Annotated in this window: 25 protein-coding genes and 2 tRNA genes; 11 read left to right on the top strand and 16 right to left on the bottom strand. The window is 66.6% G+C overall.

All coding sequences use genetic code 11. The annotated features are described in order from the left end of the window. The first annotated feature begins 228 nt into the window (after positions 1–228). Entirely contained in the window at positions 229–621 is a 393-nt protein-coding gene (locus sphsw_RS15145) for a response regulator (protein WP_031394137.1), read from the top strand. Positions 622–643: 22 nt separating this feature from the next. On the opposite strand, the gene sphsw_RS15140 is transcribed toward sphsw_RS15145, so the two are convergent. The 10 genes from sphsw_RS15140 to sphsw_RS15095 form a co-directional block, all read right to left on the bottom strand. Further along, complete coding sequence (locus tag sphsw_RS15140; protein WP_031441344.1) at positions 644–1,798, bottom strand: hypothetical protein; 1,155 nt, start codon at positions 1,796–1,798, stop codon at positions 644–646. Between the two features lie 68 nt (positions 1,799–1,866). Next, a complete protein-coding gene (gene lptG / locus sphsw_RS15135) occupies positions 1,867–2,964 on the bottom strand; it encodes an LPS export ABC transporter permease LptG (RefSeq protein WP_031394135.1) in 1,098 nt (365 codons plus the stop codon). Further along, positions 2,961–4,154: an LPS export ABC transporter permease LptF gene (lptF, locus tag sphsw_RS15130; RefSeq protein ID WP_031394134.1), complete on the bottom strand. Its 1,194-nt coding sequence runs from the start codon at positions 4,152–4,154 to the stop codon at positions 2,961–2,963. The genes lptG and lptF overlap by 4 nt, the downstream gene beginning before the upstream one ends. 115 nt (positions 4,155–4,269) lie before the next feature. After that, positions 4,270–6,159: an ATP-binding protein gene (locus sphsw_RS15125; RefSeq protein ID WP_081874368.1), complete on the bottom strand. Its 1,890-nt coding sequence runs from the start codon at positions 6,157–6,159 to the stop codon at positions 4,270–4,272. Between the two features lie 124 nt (positions 6,160–6,283). Then, positions 6,284–7,546: a serine palmitoyltransferase gene (gene spt / locus sphsw_RS15120; protein WP_031394131.1), complete on the bottom strand. Its 1,263-nt coding sequence runs from the start codon at positions 7,544–7,546 to the stop codon at positions 6,284–6,286. Positions 7,547–7,681: 135 nt separating this feature from the next. Beyond that, complete coding sequence (locus sphsw_RS15115; protein WP_031394130.1) at positions 7,682–7,927, bottom strand: acyl carrier protein; 246 nt, start codon at positions 7,925–7,927, stop codon at positions 7,682–7,684. Between the two features lie 58 nt (positions 7,928–7,985). Then, entirely contained in the window at positions 7,986–8,885 is a 900-nt protein-coding gene (locus tag sphsw_RS15110; RefSeq protein WP_031441342.1) for an NAD-dependent epimerase/dehydratase family protein, read from the bottom strand. A gap of 34 nt (positions 8,886–8,919) precedes the next feature. Further along, positions 8,920–10,020: a glutamate 5-kinase gene (gene proB / locus sphsw_RS15105; protein WP_031441341.1), complete on the bottom strand. Its 1,101-nt coding sequence runs from the start codon at positions 10,018–10,020 to the stop codon at positions 8,920–8,922. Positions 10,021–10,207: 187 nt separating this feature from the next. Then, positions 10,208–11,254: a GTPase ObgE gene (obgE, locus tag sphsw_RS15100; RefSeq protein ID WP_031441340.1), complete on the bottom strand. Its 1,047-nt coding sequence runs from the start codon at positions 11,252–11,254 to the stop codon at positions 10,208–10,210. A 66-nt stretch (positions 11,255–11,320) separates the two neighbouring features. After that, on the bottom strand, positions 11,321–11,920 hold the full coding sequence (locus tag sphsw_RS15095) for a TetR/AcrR family transcriptional regulator (protein WP_031441339.1): 600 nt from the start codon (positions 11,918–11,920) through the stop codon (positions 11,321–11,323). A gap of 33 nt (positions 11,921–11,953) precedes the next feature. Between sphsw_RS15095 and sphsw_RS15090 the strand changes: the two genes are divergently transcribed. Then, positions 11,954–12,853 (top strand): metal-dependent hydrolase, encoded by a 900-nt coding sequence (locus sphsw_RS15090; protein ID WP_042467462.1) that lies wholly within the window; start codon positions 11,954–11,956, stop codon positions 12,851–12,853. Positions 12,854–13,055: 202 nt separating this feature from the next. Here sphsw_RS15090 and sphsw_RS15085 read toward each other — a convergent pair whose 3' ends face one another. The 4 genes from sphsw_RS15085 to hspQ all read right to left on the bottom strand — a co-directional run bounded on the left by sphsw_RS15085 (position 13,056) and on the right by hspQ (position 15,038). Further along, complete coding sequence (locus sphsw_RS15085; protein WP_031441337.1) at positions 13,056–13,607, bottom strand: GNAT family N-acetyltransferase; 552 nt, start codon at positions 13,605–13,607, stop codon at positions 13,056–13,058. A 175-nt stretch (positions 13,608–13,782) separates the two neighbouring features. Beyond that, positions 13,783–14,073: a 50S ribosomal protein L27 gene (gene rpmA, locus sphsw_RS15080; protein ID WP_031393730.1), complete on the bottom strand. Its 291-nt coding sequence runs from the start codon at positions 14,071–14,073 to the stop codon at positions 13,783–13,785. Between the two features lie 13 nt (positions 14,074–14,086). Next, the gene (gene rplU, locus sphsw_RS15075) at positions 14,087–14,431 is read right to left on the bottom strand and encodes a 50S ribosomal protein L21 (RefSeq protein WP_031393729.1); all 345 of its coding nucleotides are present in this window, start codon (positions 14,429–14,431) and stop codon (positions 14,087–14,089) included. A 172-nt stretch (positions 14,432–14,603) separates the two neighbouring features. After that, a complete protein-coding gene (gene hspQ, locus sphsw_RS15070; protein WP_081874363.1) occupies positions 14,604–15,038 on the bottom strand; it encodes a heat shock protein HspQ in 435 nt (144 codons plus the stop codon). A gap of 145 nt (positions 15,039–15,183) precedes the next feature. Between hspQ and sphsw_RS15065 the strand changes: the two genes are divergently transcribed. The 3 genes from sphsw_RS15065 (at position 15,184) to sphsw_RS15055 (ending at position 17,320) form a co-directional block, all read left to right on the top strand. Further along, positions 15,184–15,273: transfer RNA gene (locus sphsw_RS15065), tRNA-Ser, on the top strand. A gap of 204 nt (positions 15,274–15,477) precedes the next feature. Then, entirely contained in the window at positions 15,478–15,798 is a 321-nt protein-coding gene (locus tag sphsw_RS15060) for a hypothetical protein (protein WP_031441336.1), read from the top strand. 268 nt (positions 15,799–16,066) lie between these two features. Next, positions 16,067–17,320 (top strand): glycosyltransferase, encoded by a 1,254-nt coding sequence (locus tag sphsw_RS15055; RefSeq protein ID WP_052380967.1) that lies wholly within the window; start codon positions 16,067–16,069, stop codon positions 17,318–17,320. A 209-nt stretch (positions 17,321–17,529) separates the two neighbouring features. Here the strand turns inward: sphsw_RS15055 and sphsw_RS15050 are convergent, their stop codons facing one another. Both sphsw_RS15050 and sphsw_RS15045 read right to left on the bottom strand, forming a co-directional pair. Further along, the gene (locus sphsw_RS15050) at positions 17,530–18,612 is read right to left on the bottom strand and encodes a cellulase family glycosylhydrolase (RefSeq protein WP_081874362.1); all 1,083 of its coding nucleotides are present in this window, start codon (positions 18,610–18,612) and stop codon (positions 17,530–17,532) included. A gap of 236 nt (positions 18,613–18,848) precedes the next feature. After that, a tRNA-Cys gene (locus sphsw_RS15045) sits at positions 18,849–18,922 on the bottom strand. A 169-nt stretch (positions 18,923–19,091) separates the two neighbouring features. Here sphsw_RS15045 and sphsw_RS15040 point away from each other — a divergent pair. The 6 genes from sphsw_RS15040 to sphsw_RS19005 form a co-directional block, all read left to right on the top strand. Then, positions 19,092–20,177 carry a helix-turn-helix domain-containing protein gene (locus tag sphsw_RS15040; protein ID WP_031441333.1) on the top strand — a complete coding sequence of 362 codons (1,086 nt, stop codon included), beginning with the start codon at positions 19,092–19,094 and terminating at the stop codon, positions 20,175–20,177. Between the two features lie 339 nt (positions 20,178–20,516). Then, positions 20,517–21,146 (top strand): protein-L-isoaspartate O-methyltransferase family protein, encoded by a 630-nt coding sequence (locus tag sphsw_RS15035; protein ID WP_031441332.1) that lies wholly within the window; start codon positions 20,517–20,519, stop codon positions 21,144–21,146. An 8-nt stretch (positions 21,147–21,154) separates the two neighbouring features. Continuing rightward, positions 21,155–22,684, top strand: a complete 1,530-nt coding sequence (locus sphsw_RS15030) for a TolC family outer membrane protein (protein ID WP_031441331.1) — start codon at positions 21,155–21,157, stop codon at positions 22,682–22,684. Between the two features lie 35 nt (positions 22,685–22,719). Continuing rightward, positions 22,720–23,331, top strand: a complete 612-nt coding sequence (locus sphsw_RS15025) for a DUF2497 domain-containing protein (protein ID WP_031441330.1) — start codon at positions 22,720–22,722, stop codon at positions 23,329–23,331. 148 nt (positions 23,332–23,479) lie between these two features. Next, the gene (locus sphsw_RS15020; protein WP_052380966.1) at positions 23,480–25,081 is read left to right on the top strand and encodes a histidine kinase famiy protein; all 1,602 of its coding nucleotides are present in this window, start codon (positions 23,480–23,482) and stop codon (positions 25,079–25,081) included. Positions 25,082–25,120: 39 nt separating this feature from the next. Continuing rightward, on the top strand, positions 25,121–26,589 hold a 1,469-nt coding region (locus sphsw_RS19005), incomplete at its 3' end, for a valine--tRNA ligase (RefSeq protein ID WP_042467459.1).

Genomic DNA, 26,589 nt, shown 5'->3' with positions numbered 1-26,589 from the left:
TGTTGTGGCCCGCCGATCGGCTCGACGATCCGGCATTGCTCACGACTGCCATTACACGCATCGTTGCGAAGCCTGTATCGGGTGCGGATCTGGTCGAAGCGATCTTCGCGTCGCCGGTAGTTAAAAACAACGCAATTCCCGATCTTGTCTCGCGGGCGGCTTGATGCGTAAACGCCTAGCAATGACGGACAGTGCGCCTCTCCCGGTCGACCCGTCACGGAGGATATGTTGAACATATTGTTCATCGAGGACGATCGGATGAACCGCCGCGTGGTGGGCGACATGCTCGACGTGGCCGGCGCGACGATGGTCGAGGCGGAAAGCGCCGAGCGTGGCCTCGAAATCCTCGACGAGCAGGATTTCGAGATGGTGCTGGTCGACCTGCGCATGCCGGGCATGGACGGGATCACCGCGATCCGCCACATCCGCGCGCGGTCCGACGCCAAGGGCATGGTCCCGATCATCGTCGTGACCGCGGACGTCGCCCCCGACCTTCGCCAGCGCTGTCTTTCCGCGGGCGCCGACGATGTGATCTTCAAGCCGGTCGCGATGGATTCGCTGTTCGACGCGATCGGCCGGATCCTCGCGCGTGAGGCACAGGGCGACGGGCTGATCGGCTGATCGCAGGCCGGTCATACGGCCGCTAGAGCGTCTTTTCGTAGACCTGGTAGACCTTGTTCATGCGGCTCTCGATCGTCTCGGCGATCGAGCGCATCCCCTGATTGTCGTCGAGGATCCAGCCGATCTCGGCGCGGGTCGCGCCGTAATCCTGCGAGGCGGAACGCCGGATATATTCGATCATCATGAAGGCGAGCTGGCTTGCCATGCGTGACGACTGCAGCTCCCGGACGACTCCCATCAGCGGCACGCGGACCGTCTTCACCTTTGGTTTGCGCAGCCACAGCAACAGCTTGGCCCAGCCAAACGGCAGGAGCGACCCGCGCAGCGGTTTGATCGCCTCGTTCAGGTCGGGCAGCGTGATCATGAACGCGACGGGCTTGCCGTCGACCTCGGCGATCCGGATCAGGTCGTTGAAGACGATCGGCTTGAGCTTGACCCCGACATCCTTGATCTCGGGCGGCGTCAGGGGCACGAACCCCCAGTTGCTCGACCAGGCATCGTTGAGGATGGCTAGGATGATCGCGGCCTCGTCCTCGAACCGCGACTTGTCGACCTCGCGGATGACGATCCGCGGATTCTTCTCGCCCGACTTGATGATCCGCTGGACGATCGGCGGGAATTGCCGCGTGACGTCGACCTCATAGGTCATCAGCCGCTTGACCGGGACCTGGCCCGACCGCTCGACCCAGTCACGATATTCGGGGCGTGCATGCCCCATCATGATCGTCGGCGCGTGATCATAGCCCTCGACGAGGAGACCGGGCTCCTCCCAGATCGACATGCTGATCGGGCCGAGCATCCGCGCCATGCCCTGTGCGCGCAGCCAATCCTCGGCGGCGGCGAGCAAAGCCTGGAACACCGGCTCGCTCTCCGCCTCCATCAGCCCCCATTGGCCGACGCCGGGGCCAAAGCCCTGTTCGGCGGGCATGGTGAGCGCGAGCGTGTCGATATGCGCGGAGATGCGACCGACGACCCGGCCATTCTCCTCGGCGAGGAACAGTTGCGCCTTGGCATGGCTGAACCAGCCATTCTTCTCGGGCGTGATCAGCCCGAGCGCTTCGGTCTTGAGCGGCGGGACCCAGTGCGGATCGTCGCGATAGAGGCCGAAGGGCACATCGACAAAGACCTTGCGATCACGCTTCGTCTCGACCTTGCGGATCGTTATCGTACCGGCCATTGGCTCGCCCCTCAGCGCTTCGTCGTCAGCCGCTGCGGATATCGACGATCACGCGGTTCGTACAGCGGCTATTCCTCGGTCCGGAACAGCACCGCCTCGCCGATCAGGAAGAACAGGAGGAAGGGCGCCCAGGCGGCGAGGAACGGCGGATAGGCGCCGAGATTGCCCATCGCGAGCGCGAAATTGTCCGCGACGAAATAGGCGAAGCCCAGCCCCATGCCGATCACCGCGCGGACGAAGAGCTTGCCCGAGCGAGCGATGCCGAACGCCGCGACCGCGCCGAGCAGCGGCATCAGCACCGAGGACAGCGGTCCCGACAGCTTGTGCCAGAGCGATCCCTCGAGTGCCTTGGTCGGGCGCCCCGCGTCGGCCAGATCGCCGATCGCCGCCTTCAGCGCGCCGAAGGACAGGCTGTCGGCGTCGACGCTCGCGAGCGTGAACTGGTCGGGCCGGACATCGCGCCCGACGACCACCGACCCGAGCGTGGTCAGCGTGCCGCTGGCGACGTCGAACCGCGTCGCGGGGCCGATCTCCCAGCCCCCGGCGACGCGCTTGCCATTGGGGGCGCGGATGATCGAGACGAGGCTTCCACCAGCACGATCATAGAGCGTCACCCCGCCGAGCCGCGTGCCCGCGCCCTTGCCGCGCGTCTGGTTCACCTGGATCAGGTCGTCGCCGTCGCGGACCCAGACATTGGCACGGTCGCCACGGTCGATCGGCATCGCGCCGTAATTGACCTTCTGCCACTGCGACAGGGTGGCGGTGGCGCGCGACACGACGCGGTCGTTGAAGCTGAAGCTGACGATCGCGACGACCAGGCTGGCGATCAGCAGCGGGGCGAGCACCTGATGCGCGGACAGCCCCGACGCCTTGAGCGCGATGATCTCGCTGTTCTGGTTCATCGTGATCAGCGTCAGGATGGTGCCGAGCAGCACCGAGAAGGGCAGCGCGAAGGCGATGATCTGCGGTGCGCGCAGGCTGACATATTGCCAGACCTGGGCGTCGCCATTCCCCGCCTGCGCCAGGATGTTGCCCGACTCGCTCAGCAGGTCGAGCGCCTGGAGCACGAGCACCAGCGCCGCGAGGATGCTGAACGTCCGCGTCATGAACAGCCGGCCCATATAGACCGCGACCGTGCGCGACGGAAAGATCGTGATCCTGCTCATGCCGTCTTCTCTTTGCGGCGCCCGGGCAGCCGGCTGGTGATCGCCTTGCCGATCCGGCCGACGCCGCGCTCGAGCGCACCGATCGGCTCGCCGCCGGGCACATAGGCGATGGTGTAGTACATCCACAGGATCAGCCCTGCGAACACCGTGAACGGCACCCAGAGCGCGATCAGCGGGTCGATCCGGCCAAGCTCGCCGACGTCCGCCGCATATTGGTTCACCTTGTGATAGGTGACGATCATCACGATCGACAGGAAGACGCCGAGACCGGACGTCGATCGTTTCGCGGGCACGCCGAGCGCCACCGCAAGCATCGGCAGCAGGAACATCATCGCCACCTCCGCCAGCCGGAAGTGGAATTCGGACCGGCTCGCATCGCGCAGCTCGGGCGTCGCCGCCTCATGCCCCGCACGTGCGAGTTCGGGCAGCGTGAATTCGAGGTTGCGCCCGCCGCGGACGCGGAAGCTCTCGAACTTGGGCAGGTTGATCGGCAGGTCATGGCTACTGAAGGTCAGCACGCGCGGCGTCTTGAATTCGGGCCGTTCGTGGATCAGCGTGCCGTTGGCGAGACGGAAGATGATGACGTTGGGATCGTCGGTCGCGAGGAAGCGTCCCTTCTCCGCTGTGACGCCGATCCAGTCGTTCTTGGGCGTCTGCGCATGGACGAAGATACCCGACAGCTCGCGCCCCTTGTCGCGGCTCTGCTCGATCCGCAGCGTCATCCGGTCGCCCAGATGCGTGAACTCACCGACCTTGATCGACGCGCCGAGCGCGCCCGTGCGCAGCTCGAAGCGGAGCCCCTCGTAATAATAGCGGGCGATCGGCTGGAGATAGCCGACGATCAGCAGGTTGGCGATCGCCAGCACGATGGCGAACATATAGGGCACCCGCAGCAGCCGGGTATAGCTCATCCCGACACTGCGCAGGACGTCGAGTTCCGACGTCGTCGCGAGCTTGCGGAACGCGAGCAGGATACCGAGCAGCAGCCCGATCGGAATCCCGAGGCCGAGATATTCGGGCAGCAGATTGGCGAGCATCCGCCAGACGACGCTGATCGGTCCGCCCTCGGTCGCGACGAAATCGAACAGCCGGCGCATCCGGTCGAGCACGAGCAGCATCGCCGCGATGATCAGCGTCGAAAAGAGCGGGACCGCGATCAGCCGGGCCATGTAGCGATCGATGGATTTCATGAAGCGGGGGCTCTGCGAGCGCCTCGAACGCGAGGCGTGGGGCGGGTCTATATCAGCTTTTCGCGCGGGATATAGGGTCAGGGATATAGGGCGGACGGGGCGGGCCTGTCACGGTCTATTCGGCCGCCATCTGGCGGGGCGGGGTAGGGCGGTCGGTGCCCATTGCCGCCGCGACCGCGCGTTCCAGGCCGCTCAGCGTGAAGGGTTTGCGCAACACCTCATGCTCGCCGAACTCGCTCGTCGCGGCCTCGCCCGCAAAGCCGGTGACGAACAGGATCGCAATGTCGGGGAATAGCGGCCGCAACGCCGCGATCATCTCGGGCCCCGTCTGGCGCGGCATCAGCACGTCAGAAATGATCAGGTCGATCGCGCCGTGACGCGCGAGCATCGCCGCCGCATGGGTCGGGTCGTCACAGGCGACCGGATGATGGCCAAGCTCCTCGAGCGCACCGATCGTCGCGGCGAGCACGCGGGGATCATCCTCGACCACCAGCACGTTCAGCCCCGTCGGCGCGACGGGCTGCACCGGCTCTGGCAGGTCCGCAAACGGCAGAACGGGTTGCGGCTCGATCGCGGGATCGCTGGTGTCGCGGGGCAGGTAGAGCGTCACCGTCGTTCCCTCGCCCACCACGCTGGCGATCGCGATCTCGCCACCCAGCTGCCGGACGAGGCCGAAGATCTGGCTGAGGCCAAGGCCCGTGCCCTTGCCGGTTTCCTTTGTGGTGAAGAACGGCTCGAACACGCGCTCGGCGACGTCCGGCGACATGCCGCTGCCGTCGTCTGCGACCGTGATGGTGGCAAAGTCACCGGCCGGGCAGTCGCCGATCGCGCCCGCGGCCAGCACCGCGGCGCCGGTGGTCACGATCATCGTGCCGCGGCCGTTCATCGCGTCGCGCGCGTTGACCGCAAGGTTGAGCACCGCATTTTCGAGCTGGACGCGATCCGCGCGGACCCGCCAGCCCTCGGACGCGTCGACCACGTGCAGCGTGATCGCATCGCCGAGCGTACGGTCGAGCAGGTCGGACATGCCCTCGACCAGACCTGCAACCCCCATCGTTTCGGGTTTAAGCGAATCCTCACGGCTGAAGGCGAGCAGCCGGCGGGTCAGCGCGGCGGCGCGGGTAGCGCCATCGGTCGCGCTCTCGATGTGCCGCCGCGCGGTCGCCGGATCGCGCGCGATGTTGCGCAGCGCCAGTTCCAGCCCGCCCAGAATGACGGCAAGCATGTTGTTGAAATCATGCGCGATACCCCCGGTCAGGCGGCCGACCGCGTCCATCTTCTGGACCTGGCGCAACTTGGCGTCCTGCACGCGCAACTCGGCAGTCGCCTGTTCGACCGCAGCGGACAGTTCCTCGGCGCGGCTGCGTTCCATGTCCGCGTCCGCCTGCGCGACTGCCCGGTCGCTGACCGCGCGGATCGTGAACCAGCCCAGCCCGATCGCGCCGAGCACGATCAGCATCCCGAACACCGCCAGCACGCCCGCGATCGAGCTCGAACGTTCGACCGATGCCATCGCCCGCGACGTCCGGTTGTCGAGCAGCGCCCGCTCGCGCGCGATGAGCCGGTCGAGCGTCCGGTTGATCGCGATGAGCGTCGGGGCATTGCGGCCCTGGTAATAGCGTGCGAACGCCTGCGAATTCTTGCCGTAATTGGTGCTGAGCGCGGTCATCGACAGCTCGCGGCCGCGGTCTTCATAGGCCTGGCGCAGTTCGGCGATGTGCCCGCGCTGTTCGCCATTGTCGTAGGTCAGCCGCTCGAGCCGGTTGAGCTGCGTCCCGGCCAGGACCCATTCCTCGAAATAGAGCCGGCCCAGTTGCCGGTCGCCGCTGATCACATAGCGGCCGAGCGACGCTTCGGACCGGGCGATCGTGCTCGACAGCGTGCGCGCGAGGATCATCACGTCATAGCTGTGCGCCTGCAGCCGCAACGCGCTGTCGCGCTGACGGTTCGCGCTGCTCAGCGTGGCGATGAGCCCGACCAGAACGGCGGCGCCCAGCAGCGCCATCACGATGAGCGTGATGGTCCGCCAGGTCGCACCGCCCCCAAGGGCTGCCGCGTCGGCCTCGTCCTGCGTCACCCCGCGACGATAGCGTGCGTATTGCTCCCGACGCAATGACAGCGGCCGGCTGCTAGCCGATCACGCCGACGGCGCGACCCGCGTCGCGGAACATGGAGAGGATCGTCTCGACCTGCGCGTCGGTATGTTCGGCGCACAGCGAACAGCGCAACAGGAACGTGCCCGCAGGCGTCGCCGGCGGGCGTGCCATGTTCACGTACAGCCCGCCCTCGAGCAGCGACTGCCAGATTGCGATCGCCTGTTCCTGATCGGTCAGGATGATCGCGATGATCGCCGAATCCGACGTCTCGGTGCCGAGCTTGAAGCCCATCGCCTTGAGGCCCGCATGCATCGCCCGTGCATTCTTCCAGAGTTGCGCGCGCTTGTCGTGCGCGGTCATGAGCTTGCGGATCGACGTCGCGGCAGTGGCGACCACCGACGGTGGCAGCGACGCGGTGAAGATGTACGGGCGGCAGGCGAAGCGGACCATCTCGAACTTGGGATGGTTCGACACGACGAACCCGCCGACGGTGCCGACCGATTTCGAGAAGGTGCCGACGACGAAATCGACCTGGTCGGTCAGCCCCATCTCCTCGTACACGCCGCGGCCATTGGGGCCGAAAAAGCCCATCGAATGCGCCTCGTCGACCAGCACCATGCAACCATGCTTCTTGGCGACCGCAACCATCTCCTTCAGCGGGGCGATGTCGCCGAGCATCGAATAGACGCCTTCGAGCACCACCAGCTTGCCGGCCTCCTTCGGCAGGCGGCCGAGCCGCTTGTCCAGATCGGCGACGTCGTTGTGGCGGAACCGGACGATCTCGGCATTGCCCTGCTTGCAGCCGTCATAAATCGACGCATGGCTGTCCGCGTCGAGGATGACGTACTCACCCTTGCCCGCGAGCGTCGAGATGATCCCGAGATTGGCCATGTAGCCGGTCGAGAACACGATCGCGCCGCTCATGTCGTAGAAGTCGCGCAGTGCCTGCTCGACGTCGATATGGTCGTGGAACGTGCCGTTGAGCATCCGGCTGCCATTGGTGCCCGACCCGAATTTCTCGAGCGCGTCCTTGCCCGCCTGGATGACGTCGGGGTCGAACGTCATCCCCATATAGTTATAGGTACCGAGCAGGATCGTGTCCTTGCCGCGGATCACCGCCTGGGTCGGCGACTTGACCTCGTCCATCACGATCGTGAACGGATTGCGCACGCCGGACTTCACCAGCGCCTCGCGTTCGGCGATCAGCCCGTCGAACTTGCTCATCAGATCGCGTTCGGGCGCGACCTCGGGGGGATCGACGGGGAGGGCGTGGGCGGTGGTGGCGGCTTCGGTCATGTTCGGTTCCAGATCAGGACGGTATCGCCCCTTGCCATTCGCCCTGAGCGAAGTCGAAGGGCCTGTGTCTCATGTGCTTCGACTACGCTCAGCACGAACGGGGGTTATGGGCGAGGGGCAGGGGCGGGCATTGACTCAGGCGGCCTTCAACTTCGCGACCGCATCGACCAGCTGGCCGACGGTCTCGATCTCGGCCTGCATGTTCATCGTGATGATGATGTCGAATTCATCCTCGATCGCGGCAACGAAATCCATGACGGTCAGGCTGTCCCATTCGAGATCGCCCTGGAAGGTCGTCGCATCGCTCAGCGCGACGCCCTTCTTGTTGAACGGCTCGATCTGCGCGGTGACGGTGTCGTAGATCTGCTGACGGTCGCTCATGCTATTCCTTCCGGGTGTCGACGCAATCCTGACAGCGAATTGCGGCGGCTTTTCGGCGCTATAGCAGTCCCGCCGCGCGATACCACGCCGCGGTTTGCGCCAGTGCCTTCGGCGTCGGGACCGAGGGCGTCCAGAGCGCAGCCGGCGGCGGCGTGTGCGAGACCCAGTCGGGATGGCAGAAATAGCGGACCCGGTCGCGCGTCAGCTTGGCCTTGCCGCGCCGGACGAGACGGTCGGCGGCGGACGCCAGCGACAGGATCACGCGCGGCATCGACAGCGGCCTCACCGATTTGCCGACCGCGACGCCGATCGCGCGCGCGAAGTCGCGATTGTCCCAGCCCTTGGGCGTACCGTCGTCGGGTTCCATGATCGCCGGCGCGACCGGGATCTCGGCCAGCGCGAGCAGCAGTGCGGTCAGATCCTCGACATAGAGCAGCGAGACGCGCGTGCCGGCAGGGGGCATCGGCACATACCCCGACCGCGCCGCCTTGAACACGTCGAGCAGGTCGTGATCGCGCGGGCCGAAGATCGCGGGCGGGCGGACGATCGTCCAGTCGAGCCCCGAGGCTGCGACGCACGTCTCCGCCTCGGCCTTCGACCAGCCATAGTTGGAAAGCGCCGGCGCGCGCGCCGCCAGCGACGAGACCTGGACGAAGCGGCGGATCCCCGCCGACCGCGTCGCGTCGACAATCGCCTGGGTGCCAGCAATATTGCCCTCGGCAAAGCCCGCGCGATCGGCGGCATTGACCACGCCGGCGACGTGGATCACCACGTCCGCGCCCTCGACCAGCGTCGCCAGGCTCTTCGGGCGATCGAGCGCGCCTTCGATCCAGGTCACGCCGATGCGCTTGGCCTGCGGCTTGCGCGCGAGCGCGCGGATCGTGTGTCCCGTCTCCAGTGCATGGTCGATCAGGTGGCTGCCGACGAACCCGGTGCCGCCGGTGATGGCCAGGATCATGACGGCTCGCTCCAGATCGACATTTGCGCGGCAGTCATACGAGCGCCAGATGATTGCGATGGACGAGCGCCGAGCGCGGCGCATAGCCGAGGATCGCGGCGTGATCGTCGCTATGACGGCCGAGCAGACGCGCGGTGTCCGCCGCGTCATATTCTGCGAGACCGCGCGCGACCGTGCCGGCCGGCCCCTCGATCGTCACCAGATCGCCGCGCACAAAGCCCCCGTCGAGCCCCGTCGCACCCGCGGCCAGCAGGCTGCGTCCCTGGCCGAGCGCGGCGGCGGCGCCGGCGTCGACATGGATCGTGCCCTTCGCGGTCAGCCCGCCCGCCAGCCAGGCTTTCCGCGCAGACGCGGTGCGTTCGGCGCTGAAGATCGTATGGCGGGCAGGGGTGGCGAGCGGATGGTCGATCCGGCCCGAGGCGATCACGAGCGGAATGCCCGCCGCCGTGGCGATTCGCGCGGCGGCGATCTTCGATGCCATGCCGCCCGATCCCATTCCGGACCCCGACCCGTCGTCCGCCATCGCGGCGACCGTGTCGATCCGCGGGACATCGGCGATGTGGGTGGCCGAAGGGTCGACATGCGGATTGGCGGTATAGAGTCCGTCGACGTCGGAGAGCAGGATCACACCCTGCGCGCCCGCGGCCTGCGCGACCCGCGCCGCGAGCCGGTCATTGTCGCCGAAGCGGATTTCTGCGGTCGCGACGCTGTCATTCTCGTTGATGACCGGTACGACCCCGAGCGACAGGAGCCGATTGAGCGTCGCGGCGGCGTTGAGATAGCGGCGGCGGTCCTCGAGATCGTCGAGCGTGACGAGCATCTGCGCCGCGGTCAGGCCTTGCGCGGCGAGCAGCTCGGCCCAGACCTGGCTCAGCGCGATCTGCCCGGTGGCGGCGGCGGCCTGCGCGTCCTCGAGACTCGCGCGGCCGCCCTTGGCGAGGCCAAGCCGCCGCGCGCCGAGCGCGATTGCCCCGGACGACACGATCGCGACCTGCTGCCCGGCACCGGTGCGCGCGGCGATGTCGGCGACGAGCCCGGCGAGCCAGTCGCGCCGGACGCTGCCGTCGGGATCGACGAGCAGTGCCGAACCGATCTTCACGATCAGGCGGGGACAGGAGGACGGCGGAAACATCATTGGTCGACCCCGTAGGTCCTCCCCGTAGGTCGTCATAGCCTGCAACACCCTATCGTCATTCCCGCGGAGGCGGGAACCCATATTGGCTGGCCTCACCACCGAATCGCATACCCCTGAGGCTATGGATCCCCGCCTGCGCGGGGATGACGATGGCGTACATGATCGGGCTACGGAGCGGTTTTGAACGCTACAGCGGCGACCATGCGACCGGCTCTTCGCCCTCCGCCAGCTCCTTCGGCGCACCCGGCGCGGGCCCGATCTCGCCGATCAGCTTGTCGAGCACGGCCTCCACGCCGGCACCACTCGCGCCGGACATCGCCATCACCTCGGCGCCGCTGGCCTCGGCCAGTTCGGCCGACAGCGCCGCGATCAGCTCGGCGTCGAGCATGTCGGTCTTGTTCAGCGCGACGATCACCTTCTTGTCGGTCAGGCCCTCGCCGTAATTGGCCAGCTCGTCGCGGACGATCCGGTAGGATTCGCCGACATCCGCGTCGTTCGCATCGACCAGATGCAGCAGCACGCGGCAGCGTTCGATATGTCCGAGGAACCGGTCGCCGATGCCTGCGCCCTCGGCCGCACCCTGGATCAGCCCGGGAATGTCCGCGACGACGAATTCGCGCTGCTTGTGGCGAACCACGCCCAGCTGCGGCCGGGTGGTGGTGAAGGCATATTCGCCGACCTTGGCCTGCGCGTTGGTGACCTGGTTGATGAAGGTCGACTTGCCCGCATTCGGCAGGCCGACGAGACCCGCATCGGCAAGCAGCTTCAGTCGCAGCCAGACCCAGGCCTCGCCATAGGGCCAGCCGGTGCCGTGCTGGCGCGGAGCGCGGTTGGTCGACGTCTTGTAGCTGGCGTTGCCACGGCCGCCATCGCCGCCGCGGAACAGCACTTCGCGCTGGCCGACCTGCGTGAAGTCGATCAGCACCTCCTCCTTGTCCTCCGACAGCACCTGCGTGCCGAGCGGGACGCGGATGACGAGGTCCTCGCCGCCCGCGCCGGTGCGGTTCGAGCCCGAGCCGCCCGAGCCGCGCGGGGCACGGAAATGCTGTGTGTAGCGAAAGTCGATCAACGTGTTCAGGCCGGCGATGCATTCGAACACGATGTCGCCGCCCTTGCCGCCATTGCCGCCATCGGGGCCGCCATATTCGATGAATTTCTCGCGGCGGAAGCTGACGGCACCGGGGCCGCCCTCACCCGAACGTACGTAGATCTTGGCTTGGTCTAGAAAATGCATCGCCGCCCCATAGCGAAATTGGCGAAAATCGCCAGCCTCTGCGACTCGGACCCTGGTCGGCGTTGCTCAGGCCGACGGGCAGGCGGCGGCGTCCTTGCTCGCGAGCAGCGCGTCGAGCGCGAGTTCGCGCGCCCTGGTCGCGGGCAGGCCGAGCGCGCGGGCCATCGGCGCGCCCATCAACGCGTCGCCCAGCGCCATCAGGACCAGCGTCAGCGTCTGGTCCTGGATTGGCTGGTCGCCGGGCATGTCGCCCTCGGCAAGTTCGTCGACCAGATCGTGGATCGCGGTGAGAATCGGGTCGAGCGCGTCGGTGTTGCCCGACAGGATCATCCAGCTCGCCAGCGCGCCCGCGCCGCCCTTGCCGAATGCGTCGAACGTCATCTCGACCACTTCGCGCGGATCCAGCTCGCCCGCGCGGACACGCAGCACCGCGGCGCCGATCGTGCCGACGATGTCCGCCGCCATCCGCGTGATCAGTGCGGTCTGCAGCGCCTCGGCCGAGCCAAAATGGTGGAGCAGATTGGCGTGCGTCCGCCCGATCCGGCCCGCAACCGCCTTCAACGTGACCGCGCCGGGACCGCTTTCGACCAGGAGCGCGCGCGCGGCCTCGACGGCGGCATCACGCGATTCGGTCGGGGAGAGGCGCTTGCGGGGTGTTGACGTCACGGAATGAAAAACCTACTTACAACTGTGTCAGTAATGACGATCTGTCTCTGTTTGGAGGTTTCCGTGGCGAAAGCAACCACACCCGTCGATCTGACGATCACGCCGCGCGATCGTCGTTTTGGCCGGGGCGCGCCGATCCGCCGGTGGTGGCTGAACGACGATCCGATCGCGACGGCCTTTTACAACGCCTTGTCGGTCACCTTCCCCAAGGGCGAGGGCTATTTCGTCGACAGCGTTCGCCGGTTTCGCGACGGTACGCCGCCCAAGCTGACCGCCGAGATCAACGCGTTCATCAAGCAGGAGGTAATCCACACCCGCGAGCATGTCGCGTTCAACCGGCACGTCACCGACCAGGGGTATGACGTCGCGCCGCTGATCGCTGATGTCGACGCCGCGCTCGCGCTGACCAAGGGGCGCCCGCCGATCGCGAGCCTCGCCGCGACGACCGCGCTCGAGCATTTCACCGCGATGCTCGCGCATGAACTGATCGCGAACCCCCGGCACCTCGCCGGCGGCGACCAGCAGGCCGCGGCGCTGTGGCAATGGCACGCCGCCGAGGAGATCGAGCATAAGGGCGTCGCCTATGACACCTGGCTGCATGCGACCCGCGACTGGCCGCGGTTTACCCGCTGGCGGGTCAAGTCGCTGGTGATGCTGATCACCACGTGGCGCTTCTTCACGGGGCGGGCGCGCGGCATGACCGAATTGCTGCGGCAGGACGGGCTCACGGGCCCGCGGATCTGGGCGCGGATGGCATGGTATGCGTTCGGCAATCCGGGGATGGCGCGCAAGATCGCGGGCGTCTGGGCGGCCTATTTCCTGCCCGGCTTCCATCCCTGGAAACACGACGACCGCGCGCTCATCGCGCTGGCCGAAAGCGATTATGAGGCGGCGGTGCTGCCGGTCGAGAAGCGGGCGGTGGCCACAGCCTGAGTTACGGTTGCGGCCTTTCCTCTCCCGGATTCTCCCGCAAAGTATGTGGGGCGAATACGTCGCCAGGCATTCCACCCCGGCGGAGGCCGGGGCCCAGTTGGAAAGGTCGTAGTAACAACGCGATGACCGCAGTCAGCGACGTCCCCCAACTGGGCCCCGACCTTCGCCGGGGTGGTGCAATTTCAAGGCCGGGATGCGCGAATCACGCCGCCATCGGCATCGGCGCACATCGGTCCTCATCGAGCACCAGCTCGAACAGCACGGCCTGGGCCTCGCCGCCACGCCCGCGCGACGTTCGCGGCTCGACCCGCCCGGTCGGCCGGAAGCCAAGCTTGGCCAGCACGCGGCCGGACGCGGGATTGTCGACGAAATGGAACGCCTCGAGCCGCCGGAGCCCGAGCGCATGACGTGCGATCGCGATCACCGCCTCGCCAGCCTCGGTCGCATAGCCGCGTCCCCAGGCATCGGGCGTCACCCAATAGCCGAGTTCGTGGCCGTACCCGTCCGGCGATGCATGGATATCGATGCCGCCAACCAGGCGCGGCGCACCGGGGTCGAGCGCGTCGATCAGGAAGCGCGGCTGATGCTCGCCGCGCGGCTGCGCCAGAAAGGCCGCCGCGTCGCCGAGTGAATAGGGCCAGGGTGCCCGCGTCAGCTTGGCGATCACGGCTTCGTGCCCGATCGCCTGCGTCAGCGCAGGCGCATCCTCGGGCCAGCCAGGCCGCAAGGTCAGTCTCTTCGTGCGCGCGAACATTGCTCTTTTCCTCTCGCGTCGTCGGCTGCGCGCATGCCACGTCAGGATGACGGGACGGCGACAGCCAAGGGGAGGGAGCAATAAAAAAGGGAGCCGGGGTGACCCGTCTCCCTTGTTCAGGTTCGCTTTCGCGACCCGGGTCACCCTGGTGGGCAACCCGGATGGTTACCCGATGTTATTCGGCTGCAACTGCCATGTCGGCGGCATCATTCGCTGCCAGCTCGACCGAGCAGAACTTGCGACCAAGTTTGCCCTGGCTGAACACGACGCGGCCATCGACCAGCGCGAACAGCGTGTGGTCCGTGCCGATGCCGACATTGGTGCCCGGATAGAACTTCGTCCCGCGCTGGCGCACGAGGATGTTGCCGGCAACGCATGCCTGGCCACCGAACTTCTTCACGCCGAGACGACGACCGGCTGAATCGCGACCGTTGCGCGAAGAGCCGCCTGCTTTCTTATGTGCCATCTGAAGCTACTCCTTATGCCTGAGCGGCCGGGGCGTCAGCCTCGGTCTGCTTGGCGGTCTGGCCGCCGACGGACACGATCTTCAGGATCGTGTGCTGCTGGCGATGGCCGTTCTTGCGACGATAGTTGTGACGACGACGCTTCTTGAAGACGATGACCTTGTCCGCCTTCGCCTGAGCGATGATCTCTGCAGCGACGGTGAAACCCTCGACCGAGCGCAGTTCCGAGCCTTCGCCCGCCAACAGCACATCACCCAGCGTCACCGACGCACCTGCATCGCCCTCGATCTTTTCGACGACGATCTTATCTCCGGCGGCGACGCGATACTGCTTGCCGCCCGTGCGCACGACTGCGAACATGGCCCTTGTCACTTTCCAAATACATGTGCCCCACGAACGCAGGGTCCGCCGGGAGAAGCCGGGGAGCTAAGCGAGGGGCGTGACGATGTCAACCAAGAAGGGCCAATGCGGGGGGCTAAAACATCGCAGGCCCTGGCCGGACCCGCGTCAGGACGCCGCGCCCGGCAGGCGATCAGTGCCGGTGGACGGCGCGCAACGTGTACCGACCATCGGCAAAGTCGGTGAACAATCCGGCGATGCCCGGATGGTCGACCGGCTCGTCGCCCGCGTCGGACACCAGATTCTGCTGGCTGACATAGGCGACGTAGCTCGACTCGCGATTCTCGGCGAGCAGATGGTAAAAGGGCTGGTCCTTCTTCGGCCGCATCTGTTCGGGAATCGCCTCGTACCATTCATCGGTATTGGCAAAGACCGGATCCACGTCGAACACGACTCCGCGGAAATCGAACAGGCGGTGCCGGACGATATCGCCGATCGAGAAATTCGCATGGACGATCGGCGGGGCAACGACCTCGACCGCCGCCGCCGGTGCCGGCTCGGACGAGAGGGCATCGGACGCGGCGATGTCGGGGGTGGCGGGGTCGATGGGGATGTCGTGGCGGGGCATGGCGACAATTTAAGCGCTGTTTCGCGACGCACAAGCCGGGCCGCTCGTGATTGCAAAAACCCTCTTGCACTGCGGCAAGGTCTGATTTAGAGGCCCGCCCTCGACCGATCGGAGGCGCTGCTCGCAGCACTTCGGATGACCTTGCGGAGAGGTGGCAGAGTGGTCGAACGTACCGCACTCGAAATGCGGCGTACCCGCGAGGGTACCGTGGGTTCGAATCCCACCCTCTCCGCCATTTACCTAGCGCCATGTGGATCAAAGAGATCCCTGGCCCCCGCGCCGGGGCCGCGCACTTCTCTATAGCTATCGTCCGATGATCCGCTGCTGTGGACAGCGCATTCATGTGCTCAGAGTAGCAGGCGCGGGACGACAGTCGGGGAGGGCGTGCGTTGTCTCCCATGCCCGTCCCGGCCAAGGCCCCCTCCAGATCGAGACCGCGATGCGTACGTTCCTTCTGAACATCCTGCTGGCGGCCGGGCTGGTGGCCCTGGCCGTCCTTTCGCGATTCATGCTGCTCGACACCTATTCCCGCTGGCAGATCGCGGCGTTCTGGCTGCTGGCGGCGCTGCTCGAATGGGGCGTCAAACCGCGGATCGGTCTGAAAGCGCGCTGGCTGACCGCGCTCGCCACCGCGATCGCGACGACGCTGGCGATCCTCGCCGTGCGCTGGCACGTCGAAGGCCTGTGCCCGCACACCTGGCCGCAATGCGCGTCCTATCCGTTCTGGCGTGTCGCCCTGCACCTGATCCAGCGCGCGTAGACCGGACGTGCGCCCCGGTATCGCCAAAGCAACGCCGGAAGCGTGGCCCGACGGCAACAAGTCCCGATAAAGTACAGGGATCGCGGATAGACCCGCAATTTTTCGTGGAGAAATTCTTCTGTATCCGCCTAGGCGTTGAATTGCTTGAACTCGCCTGTGTGCTGGCTCGGCGTGAACCGCATCGACGGCGCTCGTAAGCAATGCTGCATTGCCCAGTGGCGTCGCCAGTCCGGTTTCATCATTCGTTCAATATACCGGGCGGCACGTCATGAAGATTGCTTTCTTTCTTTCGAACTATCCCGTTCTTTCGGAAACGTTCGTCGTTCGTCAGATCAGGGGTATGATCGACCTCGGCCACCAGGTTACGATCATTACCGGCCAGCATGATCTTTCTGTCGATGATCCACTATCCGGTGCCGCGCATATCGTCTCCGTTCGCGCGAATACAGGAGGCTCATCGCCGATCGCGCATTTGCTGAAAAAGTCGGCTCGACTTCTGCTTGGCGCGCAATCCGGCAAGAGCCGACGGCGAATTCGCGCAGGACTTACTGGCTTGCGCGATGGAATCGTCGCGCCGATCGTCGATATTCTCAGTGTCGGCGAACAGGGACTTGGTCATTTCGATGCCATCATCGCGCATTTCGGTCCCGCGGGCGTGCGGGCGATGTATCTGCGCGACGCCGGTCTGATCTCGGGCCCGATCGCCACTGTCTTTCATGGTCTTGACGTGACCGAGCATAGTCTCGTCAAAAAATTCCTGCCGCATTACCGCCGCCTCTTCACCCAGACCGAAGCACTGCTTCCGATCAGTGAATTGTGGAAGAAGAAGCTGATCGGCTGGGGTGCTGACCCGGCGATGATCACGGTCCACCGGATGGGGGTCGACGTCAGCGATTTTCCGATGCCGCAGCCACGCCGCGGCGCTGCCGGGCCCTTGCGGCTGCTGACGACGGCGCGCTTCGTTCAGAAAAAGGGGCTGATCTACGCGATCAACGCCATGTGCGCCGCGCCGGGCGATTCGCATCTGTCGATCATCGGCTACGGGCCACTGGAGAAGGAACTGCGCGAGGCTGCTGCGGCCTGTCCTGCGCGCGTAACGTTCCTCGGCAAGATCCCGCACCGCGAGGTGCTTGCGGAACTCAAGCGGTCCGACGTGTTCCTGCTGCCGTCCGTCGTCGCCGACAATGGCGACATGGAAGGGATTCCCGTGTCGCTGATGGAGGCCATGGCGCTCGGCGTCATCACCGTCTCCACTTGGCATAGCGGCATCCCGGAACTCATCGACGACGGCGTCGAGGGCTTTCTGGTCGAGGAGCGCAATGCGGGACAGATCGCCGACATCATAACGACAATTGAATCGGGGGAGGTGGATCTGGCGAGCATGCGGGTGGCGGCACGCGCCAAGATCGAGCGCGAATTCGACAATCGGGAGCTCGATACCAGACTCGAGCAGATTGCGTTCACGCTGGCCGGCATCGTTCCGGCGACGGAGCCGGTACGCGTGGCGGAAGCGGTGTCCTGATGCTCATCTGCTGGCATGGCCTCGGCGAATGGCGCGTTGTTTCAGTGGATGAGGCCGGTGGCGAGACTTGGGTGCGGCAATGCAAGAAGTGCGCATACTCCCAGTCGCGCTTCTCCTTCGGGAGACGGCCGCACCAGCGTTGATCCTGCCGTCCCGAAGCCGGGTACCGTGCGTCCGCCTTTATCCCGTTCGACCACAACCGCGCGGGGTCAGCGGCCGAGCAGGCGGTCGAGATAGGCGTCCTTGTGCTTGGGGCCGAAACTCCCCTTTTTCGGCTCGATCTTGAACAGATACCGCTCGTTCCAGGCCGCGCCGCCGCCCCACCAGGTCACGCCGACGACCGTATCGGCATTGGTCTTGAGATAGGCGATGGCTGCTGCGCCCGCCGCCTCGCAGCTCGGCGGTATCGCCCCGGCGCGTCCGAACGCCGATTCGGTGATGATTCCCTTCAGCCCGCGCGCCCGCAGCTCGGACGCGAAATTGTCATAACCCGGCGTCCCCGTGCAGCTCGGCTGGGTTCCGCTCGACCCCTTGTCGAAATAGCGGTGCCCGTTGATGATGGTCAGGCCGAGCGGATCCTTCAGCCCGCCCGCGCGGTCGAGTGCGACCAGCGCGCTTTCGGACGGCTTGGCGGCGTCCTCGCGCTTGCGCAGCCGGAAGGTGGCGGAGGACCCGGGATATTCCGGCGCGATGACATTGCGGATCCCCGCGGCGCGCAGGCCCGCGATGATCTGGTTGGTATCGCGCGCCCATTGATCCCAGTCGTTGGTCAGCACCGGGTCGTCGAAATGCCTCGGCTCGTTCATCGGGTCGATGATGATCCGGTCGGATCGCGGCATGCTCGCCATCAGCGACGTCCAGAACGCGACCTGTTCGGATACCGATGGCCAGCTATAGTCGTGACGATCGAGCACGACATAGGCACCGCGGTCGAGCGCAGCCCGCGTCGCTGCCACCAATTTCCTGCGGATCGCGGGGTCCGCCATCTGCGGTCCCTTGAACGGCAGGCGGACCATCGTGAACCCCTTGTCGAGATAGGCGCGGACCGACGCCGGCGTCGGGCAGAGCGTACCGTCGGCGACAAAGCTGCACCCGGCAATGTTCACACCGAAGACGGGGCCCCTGATACGGACGTTGGTGCTCGCGCTGGATCTGACGGGCGCGTTTGCTTTTTGGGGTGCGGGGGGCGGCTGCATGCGCTGCGGGGAGGGCGCGGCCGAGGCCGGACAGCCCAGCCCGGTGGCGGCGATGGCAAGGCCGACAATGCCGGCGGCGATCAATGGTCGGGTCATGACATGTACCTGGCGAATAAGGGTGAAAGCGAATCGGTCGCGCTTCGGATCCGCCTCCCTATCATCGAATGTCGGGATGCCTGGCGTCGATCAGGGACCGCGGTCTAGCGCCGCGTCGTCGCGGGGACTTGTCTCAAGACCGCGCTCATGCCTGGGAAAGCGCGGTCCGCGCATCAAGTCACGGCGCTCGATCGCCGCGGTGCGTCGCGTCATGTGTCAACGATAGGATATGAAACTGGAGGCCCGACCGGGAATCGAACCCGGGTGCGAGGATTTGCAGTCCTCTACGTCACCACTCCGCCATCGGGCCTCGATGCGGAGCGCGCAAATGCGGGCTTTTGTGCGGCGGGTCAACCGGGCGATCGCGTTTGTGGGCTAAAATAGTCGCGGAGTGTGCCACGGCGGTGCGGTGCCGGGTTGGGGGACGGCTTGCACGCCGGCGATGGATTAGGCACGATACGGTCCAATCCTGGCTTCATATGGAGTTTCTTTTGGACGTGATGCAGGTGTCCGGGGGAACGAACCGCGCAGGGCTGGCGCCCGATGTCTTCGCGATGCCCGCGGGGATGGCGATCCGGTATGACCAGCCCTGCGACGCGCTCACCGACCTCATCACCGGCTACCATGTCTATCGCGCGACCGGTCCGGCCAGCATCGGCCAGGTCAACCGCTTCCTGCCGGGGACGGCCAATGTCCGGTTCGCGTTCGAGGCGGGACCGATCAGCGTGGCGATCGGCCGGCGGACGTTCGGGCCCCTGCCAGCGGCGACGCTGTACGGCCCGACGGGGACCGCGCTGAAGGCGACGACCAATGGCGGCATCATGATCGGGTTCGGGGTCAGCGCGCTGGCCTGGAGCCGGCTGTTCAACCGGTCGGCGGCGGAGTATCGTGACCGGATCGTGCCGCTTGCCGACGCGCTCGGGCCGGTCGCGACCCAGCGTCTGACGAGCGCGCTGCGGGCGGCCGAGCGCGACGATCAGGTCGCGCCGATCCTCGATGTTATCCTGTGCGACCTGCTCGGGCCGCCGCACCGCGAATCCGCGACGATCCGGCAGCTCACCCGGCTGATCGGGCAGGACGGCGGCGACGACGTCGCCGCGGTCGCGGGCAAGCTGGCGATCAGCCCCGACACGCTGCGGCGGCTGGCGGTGCGTCATTTCGGCTTCACCCCCAAGATGCTGCTGCGGCGCGCACGGTTCCTGCGCTCGTTCCTGCGCGTGTTCCGGACGCCCGGCGGCACCGATTATTCGGCGATCGACCCGAGCTATTTCGACGTGTCGCATTTCCTGCGCGACGCCGGCACGTTTCTCGGGATGACGCCGCGGCGGTTCATGGCGATGAGCACGCCGTTTCTCGACGCGAGCGTCCGCGCGCGCGCCGCCGTGCTCGGCGCGCCGACCCAGGCGCTGCAGGTTCCCGCCGAAACGAGTGAGCGGATCATCAGCGCGGTGCCGGCCCGCCGGGCACCCAGAATCGATCCCGCCCCCGATTCCACGCCCACGCCCGTCATCGACCCGGCGGAAATTCCCATGCCCGATCAGGGCGCGCCCGTGCTAGGCGCCTGAGCGAGGTGTTGCCGCATTCTGCGTGCGCCCTCGGCGTCCCGCCCGCGGCATTTCGGTGTCACACGGGCGGGCGGGGCGCCCTAGTCCCGGCATCCGGCCCCTGTGCCATTCCGACCTCTGTGTTGTGCCGAGCCGGGCCGTCTCGCGCGATTCGCGACAGGTCGCTTGGCGCGACGCTGGCGGCACGGTAGAGATTGACGCAAGCGAACAAGTGTATTGCGCAACTAAAACAGCTGTGCGACAGGATGGACCATGACGACGATCAGCCTCGATACGAACTCCACTACCCGCACGCGTGCGGCTGTCGGCACGTCCGACGGCGGTCCCGATTTCGCGGTCATGCGTCACGCCATGGTGGCCAGCCAGCTGCGCACCAACGCGGTCAGTGACCAGCGCGTCGTCGCGGCGATGGCGCGGGTGCCGCGCGAGGCGTTCGTGCCTGACGATGTCCGGTCGATCGCCTATCGCGACGCGCCGATCCCGCTCGGCGGCGGTCGTTACGCCAATCTGCCGATGGCGACCGGGCGGTTGCTGACCGAGGCGTATCTGACCGCCACCGACCGGGTCCTGCTGATCGGTGCCGCGACGGGCTACACCGCTGCGGTGCTCGCCGAGATCGTCGGCACGGTGGCTGCGGTCGATAGCGATGCGTCCTTGCTTGGCACCGCGCGCGATGCGCTGGGTGCCACGCCGACGGTCAAACTGGTCGAGGGGCCGATGGCACAGGGCCATGCCGCGGGCGCGCCCTATGACGTGCTCGTCATCGACGGCGCGGTCGAGGCGATCCCCGACACGCTGGTGGCGCAGATCCGGTCGGACGGCCGCATCGTCGCCGGAATCGCGGATCGCGGCGTGACCCGGCTCGCATCGGGACGAAAGACCGATGGCGGCTTTGCACTGGCGGCGTTCGTCGATGTCGAGTGCGTGACGCTGCCGGGTTTCGAAACACCCAAACCCTTCAAGTTCTGAGGCACATCATGCCGCGCGCCGCTCAAGTCCGCCGTCTGCTCTCGGGTGTTGCGCTGCTATACAGCGCTGCACCGGTCCATGCGGAGACGCTCCGCGAGGCGCTGGTCAAGGCCTATACGACCAACCCGACGATCACCGCGCAGCGTGCGACGCTGCGCGCGACCGACGAGAATGTCCCGATCGCGCGTGCCTCAGGGTTGCCCTCGGCAAATGCCACCGGCGATTACACCGAGTTCGTCGTGACCGCCGCGAACAGCTTCATCGCCTTGCCACGTCAGGTCGTGGCACGCGCGAACGTCTCCGTGCCGCTCTATCAGGGCGGGCAGGTGCGCAACTCGGTCGCCGCGGCGAAGACTCGGGTCGAGGCGGGCCGCGCGACGCTGCGCGGTACCGAGGCCGATCTGTTCACCAACGTCGTCGGCGCCTATATGGACGTGATCCGCGACGAGGCGATCGTCGGCCTGAACACGCAGAATGTTCGCGTGCTCGACATCAACCTCCAGGCCAGCCGCGACCGGTTCCAGGTCGGCGACCTGACCCGCACCGACGTCGCCCAGTCCGAGGCACGGCTCGCGCTCGCCCGGGCGCAGCTCCAGTCGGCCGAGGCGCAGCTGATCACCAGCCGGGAAAACTATATCCGCTTTGTCGGGACGCCCGCCGGCACGCTCGATACGCCGCCGACCCTGCCGCATCTGCCCGACAGCCCCGCCCTGGCGGTGACGGTGGCGATCGACAATAATCCCGTGCTGATCGCGGCGGCGAAGGAACGCGACGCGACGCGGTACGATGTCGGTGTCGCGCGGGCGAGCCGCCTGCCGCAGATCAGTGCGACCGGCGGCGCCAGCTACACCAACTATCTCGGATCGGCATCGACGACCGACGGCAGCATCAACACCTTTCCCAATGCGAACAAGGCGGTGCAGGCGGGCCTGTCGCTGACGATGCCGCTGTTCCAGGGCGGTCGTCCCGCCGCGCAGGTCCGCCAGGCCGAGGCGTTTCAAAGCCGCGCGATCGAGAATGTGACCGCAGCCGAGCGCAATGTGATCGCGCAGGCGCGCTCGGCCTATGCCGTCTGGCGTTCGTCGGAACAGGTGATCCAGTCGTCAGAGACCGCGGTCAACGCGAACAAGCTGAGCCTCGAGGGTGTCCGGGCGGAGAACAGCGTCGGGACGCGCACGATCCTCGACATCCTCAACGCCGAGCAGGAACTGCTCAACAGCCAGGTCACGCTCGTGACGGCGCGGCGCGACGCCTATGTCGCGGGCTTCGCGCTGCTGGCGGCGATGGGGCAGGCGGAGGCGCGCGACCTCGGGCTCGACGGCGGCGTGCTGTACGATCCGGTCGCCAATTACGACCGCGTCCACAAGAAGATCTGGGACTGGGGCGGTGATGGCGAGCCGGTGCCGGTCGCGACGCGTACCGTCCAGTCCCCCACGCAGGACGCCGCCGTGCGCCGTGAACTTGACCCGTTGCTCGACAGCCCGGTTGACAGGAACCCGGCATTGACGACAGGTAAGGATGCGCCGAGCCGCCAATAGGGGCGCGTGGGGCGACGGGGTTTGGAATGGTCCGTATGGGGGATATCAGCGCGGAGCCGTCGATGGAGGAAATCCTCTCGTCGATCAAACGCATCATTGCCGAAGAAGGCGACGGCATGCCGAGCCGCCAGCGGCGCCACCAGCGGGCGATGCCCGCATCGGCAGCCACCGACTATGCGGCCGATTACGACGACGACGCGATCGACGACGATGAAATCCTCGAACTGAGCGACCCGATGCCGATGGTTGACCGCACCCCCCGCCCGCCGAAATCGCCGGTGCTGACCTCGGTCGACGCCGCGCCGGAACCACGCCAGGCGCCGCCGCGGAGCCAGCCCCAGCCTCATGTCGCACCGCATGTCGCGCCCACTGCCGCGCATGCGCCCCAGCAGCATGCTCCGCAGCCTGCAGAAGAGCCGGCCCAGCCGATCATGTCGCGCGAAACCGCGGCAGCGACGCGTGCGCCGCTCGAGGCGCTGACGCGGATGATGGTCAAGCCCGAGGGAAGCAGCGACGGCACACTCGAGGGTCTGGTCCGCGAGATGCTGCGCCCGATGCTGCGCGAATGGATCGACGCGAATCTGCCCGACATGGTCGAGGACATGGTCGCGCGCGAGATTGCCAAGATCATGAACCAGCAGCCCTGACCGGGCCGGCCGCAGCGTTTCGCGCTGCTGCCTGTATCGGGACCTGGCCGGCTGGCGACGATCGGACACTGCTCGCCGGGTTCTGGTCCAAACGACTGTAATGTCACGACGAGCGGAACCGTGACGGTTCCGCTATGGTTGTTGGCGAATGTCCGATCACAGTGTGTCCGCGCCTGAAATCCCCGCCCGTCTCGCCGCTCAGGGCGTCCGGGGCGATATCGCGCCGGCCGATGCCAGCAGCGACATCTTCTTCGCGGCGGTGCGGACCACGCGGATGCCGATGGTGGTGACCGACCCGCATCGGCCCGACAACCCGATCATCTTTTGCAACGACGCCTTCTCGTTCATGACCGGCTACTCGCAGGACGAGATCCTCGGCTACAACTGCCGCTTCCTGCAGGGCCCCGAGACCGACCGCACGGTCGTCGGCGAATTACGCGCCGCGATCGCCAAGCGTGAGGAAGTCTCGGTCGAGATGCTCAACTATCGCAAGAACGGCTCGACCTTCTGGAACGCGCTCTACGTCTCGCCCGTGTTCGGCGACGACGGCGAGCTGCGCTATTTCTTCGCGAGCCAGCTGGACATCTCGCGCCGCCGCGAGGCCGAGGAGGCGCTGCACGAGGCGCAGCGGATGGAGGCGGTCGGTAAGCTGACCGGAGGGATCGCGCACGATTTCAACAATCTGCTGCAGGTCATCCAGGGCTATGCCGACATCCTCGACGCGCGGATCGACGCGAGCGATCGATCGGCGCGGCGGGCGGTCGATGCGATATCGACCTCGGCCTCGCGCGCGGCGACGCTCACGCAACAGCTGCTCGCCTTCGCGCGCAAGCAGGAATTGCGCGACCGGTTGATGAACCTCAACCAGCTGCTGGGTGATTTTCGGCCAATTCTCGACCGCAGCATCGGCAGTGGAATCACGCTGAAGCGCGACCTGGCGACCGATCTGTGGAATTGCCGCGTCGATCCGGTGCAGGCCGAGATGGCGCTGCTCAACATCATCGCCAATGCCCGCGACGCGCTCGACGGCACGGGCGAGATTACGATCACGACGCGCAACGCCGTCCTTCCCGAGGATGGCGGTGTCGCGAGGCTGGAGCCCGGCGAATATGTCGTCCTGAGCATTCGCGACAACGGGCCGGGGATCGATCCCGGGACCGTCGATAAGATCTTCGAACCCTTTTTCACGACGAAGGAGATGGGCAAGGGCGCCGGGCTGGGTCTCGCGATGGTCTACGGATTCGTGCGCCAGTCGGGCGGCCTTGCGACGGCGCGCAACCTCAGCGGGGGCGGTGCCGAATTCTCGCTCTACTTCCCGCGTGCGAGCGGTGCGGTCGAGCGCAAGACCGCGGGGCCGATCGCACCGCATGCGGGCGGTGCCGAGCGGGTGCTGATGGTCGAGGATCAGCGCGAAGTGGGCGAGCTGGGGCGGACGATCCTCGAGGATCTCGGCTATGACGTCGTCCTGGTCAACAGCGCGCGCGCCGCGCTGGACACGCTCCGTCAGGACTCCGAATTCCGCCTGCTGTTCACTGATATCCTGATGCCCGGCGGCATGAACGGCGTCACCCTGGCCCAGTCGGTGCGGCGCGACTATCCGCACACCGCGGTGCTGCTGACGACGGGCTTTGCCGACGAGGCGATCGACGAGGGCAGCCGGTCGTTCGAACTGATCCGCAAACCCTATCGCCGGAACGAGTTGAACGACCGCATCCGGGCGGTGCTCGACAAGCCGGGGGCGCGGACGTGAGGCTGGTCTAGCCCGGACACGCTCGCTAAGGCACGCGGTATGAGCGAGCTCCCCAAAACCTTCGACCCCGCCTCCATCGAATCGCGCTGGTATGCGCATTGGGAGGCCAGCGGCCAGTTCCGCCCCGACCGCCCGAACGCGGAACCCTGGACGATCGTCAACCCGCCGCCCAACGTCACGGGCAGCCTGCACATCGGCCATGCGCTCGACAACACGCTGCAGGATATCCTGACGCGCCATGCACGCCTCAAGGGCAAGGACGCGCTCTGGGTGGTCGGCACCGATCACGCGGGTATCGCGACGCAGATGGTGGTCGAGCGCCAGATGGGCGCAATGTCCCCGCCGCAGAAGCGCACCGACCTCTCGCGCGAGGACTTCATCGCCAAGGTCTGGGCGTGGAAGGAAGAGAGCGGCGGCGAGATCACGCAGCAGCTCCGCCGCTTGGGCTGCTCGATGGACTGGGCGAACGAACGGTTCACGATGGACGAGGGCTTTTCGAAGGCCGTCCTCAAGGTGTTCGTCGACCTGCACAAGCAGGGGCTGCTCTACCGCGACAAGCGCCTGGTGAATTGGGATCCGGGCCTCGGCACCGCGATCAGCGACCTCGAGGTCGAGACGCGCGAGATCAAGGGCAGCTTCTGGCACTTGCGCTATCCGCTCGCCGACGGATCGGGGTTCATCGAGGTCGCGACGACGCGGCCCGAGACGATGCTCGCCGACATGGCGGTCGCGGTGAACGGCGCGGACGAACGCTATACCGCGCTGATCGGCAAGCAGGTGAAGCTGCCGATCACCGGGCGGCTGATCCCGATCATCGCCGACGACCATGCCGATCCCGAGCTCGGATCGGGCGCGGTGAAGATCACGCCGGGCCACGACTTCAACGATTTCGAAGTCGGCAAGCGGGCAGGAATGGCCGCGGGCGCGATGCTCAACATGCTCGATGCCAAGGCGCGCGTCGTGCAGGTGTCCGACGGGCTGATCCCCGCCGACCTGCTCGGGCTGACGACCGCGGAGGCGCGGAAAGCCGTCGTCGCGCAGCTGAAGGCCGAGGGCTTCCTGATCGCGCATGTCGACAAGGACGGCGTCGAGCACGACGCCGAGCCGCGCACGATCCAGACGCCCTATGGCGATCGCTCCGGCGTGGTGATCGAGCCGTGGCTGACCGACCAATGGTATGTCGACGCCAAGACGCTCGCGCAGCCCGCGATCGAGGCGGTGCGCGTCGGCGCGATCGATATCGTGCCCAAGACCTGGGAGAAGACGTTCTTCAACTGGATGGAGAACATCCAGCCCTGGTGCGTGTCGCGCCAGCTGTGGTGGGGGCATCAGATCCCGGCATGGTTCGGGCCCGACGGTACGCCGTACGTGGCTGAAACCGAGGCCGAAGCGCAGGCGCTCGCTGGCGCGGGCGTCGCGTTGACGCGTGATCCCGACGTGCTGGATACGTGGTTCTCCTCCGCACTTTGGCCTTTCGCAACGCTAGGCTGGGACGGCTCTTCTTACCC

Source organism: Sphingomonas sp. FUKUSWIS1 (genome assembly GCF_000733135.1).
GTDB lineage: Bacteria > Pseudomonadota > Alphaproteobacteria > Sphingomonadales > Sphingomonadaceae > Sphingomonas > Sphingomonas aerolata.
This window is presented reverse-complemented; position numbering and strand designations above follow the sequence as displayed.